General features: G+C 37.0%; 2 protein-coding genes. Both read right to left on the reverse strand.

The genetic code is table 11. The features are described from left to right. Positions 1-171 precede the first annotated feature (171 nt). Positions 172-495: a hypothetical protein gene (locus P9L98_01295; protein MDP8215942.1), complete on the reverse strand. Its 324-nt coding sequence runs from the start codon at positions 493-495 to the stop codon at positions 172-174. 1,012 nt (positions 496-1,507) lie between these two features. Then, the gene (locus P9L98_01300) at positions 1,508-2,653 is read right to left on the reverse strand and encodes a Fic family protein (protein ID MDP8215943.1); all 1,146 of its coding nucleotides are present in this window, start codon (positions 2,651-2,653) and stop codon (positions 1,508-1,510) included. Between the last annotated feature and the right edge of the window lie 13 nt (positions 2,654-2,666).

The following is a 2,666-nucleotide window of genomic DNA, read 5'->3' on the forward strand; positions in this document are numbered from 1 at the left end:
AAACATTGATGCATCTTTTATCTTTTAGCTCTTCTCATAATTTCTGATAGTATTATACGACAAACAAAAACCCCTTGCAACATAGATAACTACAAAGGGTTAAATATAAAAACTCCCAGATGAGGACTCGAACTAATTTTTATATGATCACATGCTAAACTTATCCCTACTCTATTTCTCCTTCACATAAAAAACAACCCATTGATAGAATTTAGCGGCGGTCTTTGTAACCCCAATTGCCTCGCTTTGATACATACCACGCCTTTCATACTGAATAAGATTTTTCTTGGCAATAATCCTTCTTAATAAATTGCTTTTCTCTTTGGCCTCTGGCAGTGTAATAGATTTTACTAAATCACATACATCAAAATAATCTTGTGATACAGATCTAACCCTTTTTTCATATATACAAATAGCATCTGCTGACGAAATTACACATTGTATAGCTAATGTACCAACAGCATTATAATTATTATTTCCTAAAGCAACTATCATTTGACTATAGTTATCTTCTGCTTTTTAAAGATAATCCATTGCGGCTGATTTGTCTTCTTGTTTAATTTTTATTTTCTTAGCACTCATATTATTTAAGATCTAAAGGGTCTTTCCCGTAAATAACAGAATAAGACCGCATCATTGTTGAAACTGGCGGTTGATTTTTCCTGAGGCGTTTAACAAATTCGTCCTTTGTTTTTATATAGCTATCCAAATTAACACCAAAATATTCATAAAATTGACCTGAGATATTTTCTATAAATATTCCTTCTATTTGCTTTTTAGCGGGCCTGTTTTTGGTAACTACTGCTATATCAACATCGCTTTTTTTATCTGTATTGCCTGTTTGTAAACTTCCATATAAGATAAGAGAAACAATCTTGTCTCTATTCTTTTTTCTTTTATTTTTTCTTTTAAGAATTTAAAGATATCTTCTTTGACAGAATATTCTTTTTTAAAAGCCGGCTTAAGTATATCCTGAACAATCCTATTATTTACGTTGAGTCTATAAATATGCTCTCTACCAATAATATTCCTTTTTAATATATCTTGATTATATAAATTTTAAAGTGCGGCATGGGCTGCTGGCGGGGTAATTTCAATTAATCTTGCTATTTCCCGGCCAGAGGCAATAAAATCTTCTCTGCGAGAAGTAAAAAGATGTATTATTTTTATCTTTGAGTTCGTATTTAGAATATTGTCCAACAATTTTTCAATAGTCATACTGTTAACCTCACTTTACATATGGTAACTTGTCAAATAAAAAAACATAGATGTGAAAAACATAAATTTATATCTCTGTTTTTTAAAACATTCTCTCTTTATAGCTCAGAGAGTTATAAAATTTAAACTACTAATTTCTTCAAAAATCCATTTAACAAACATATAGATAAAGATACTCATAAAACAGAATGACCAAATAATACTGTTAAATACCTCCCCCGAAAGGACTCGATAAAATATATCTCTACGGCACCACCACCACCAGAACTCGAACTTTTTTGGCAAATTCTTACAGGTCTTTTAATAAATAACTCGTGCTACGTCCACCTGCAAAATCTTTAATGAGGATCCCTTTCTCAATAAGATCAAGAATATCCCGCAGCGCCGTATCCTGCGAACACTTTGCAATCTTCGCCCATTTGGAAGAAGTAAGCTTTCCTTCAAAACCGTCAAATAACTTATTGATCACAATTCGCTGCCGTTCATTAATCGATTCAACCGAATGAGATTCCCAAAAGAGAGCTTTTTTAAATACATCAGCAAGCGTGTTTTCAGTTGCTTCAAGCGCCCGGCTCAAACAATCTAAAAACCACACAAGCCATAGTGTGATATCAATTCCGGCTTTTGTAACATTGGTATTTTTCTGCGTCTTCTCAAGGATGCGATAATAAATATTCCGTTCTTGACGAATCTGAACAGACATGCTGTAAAAACGCTCTCGACTGCCGTCGGCATGCGCAAGCTGCATATCCGCGATTGCACGAGCGATACGCCCATTGCCGTCTTCAAAAGGATGAAGGGTCACGAACCACAAATGCGCAATACCCGCTTTAAGCACGGGGTCTAGATCCACCGAACCACCTGTGGCAAGCGAAGTCGAGCCATTAAACCAGCTTAAAAAATTCTTCATTTCCCCTTTAAGACAATTAGCCTCCGGCGCTTCAAAATGCACACGCTCATGACCGACGACACCGGAAACAACCCTCATGGGGCCATGACGATCATTGCGCCAAGTGCCAACAGTTATTTTATGCATCCCGCTACGTCCCGCTGGAAATAAACTCGCATGCCAGCCAAATAACCGATCTTTCGTCAAGGACTTGTTAAAATTTTGAGTAGCATCCAGCATCATCTCCACAACACCGTCAACATAACGATCAGAAGGAACAAGTCCGCTGATTTTCATCCCCAACCTGCGAGCTATTGATGAACGCACTTGGCTTCTATCAAGAATCTCCCCTTCGATCTCACTGCTCTTTAAAACATCAAGAGTAAGAGTCTGCAGTACAGCCTCTGAACGTAAGGGAAAACCCAATGCCTCCATACGGCCGATCAACCACCCCTGGCGATTGCGCACAGTCCCCAACGTGGACGCAATCTTTTCATGATCCCATATAAATTTTGGCCAAATATCTAGCTGATGAATGTATTTCATATTCTCCGCACCT

The sequence above is a fragment of the Candidatus Kaelpia imicola genome, assembly GCA_030765505.1.
GTDB classification, from domain to species: domain Bacteria; phylum Omnitrophota; class Gorgyraeia; order Kaelpiales; family Kaelpiaceae; genus Kaelpia; species Kaelpia imicola.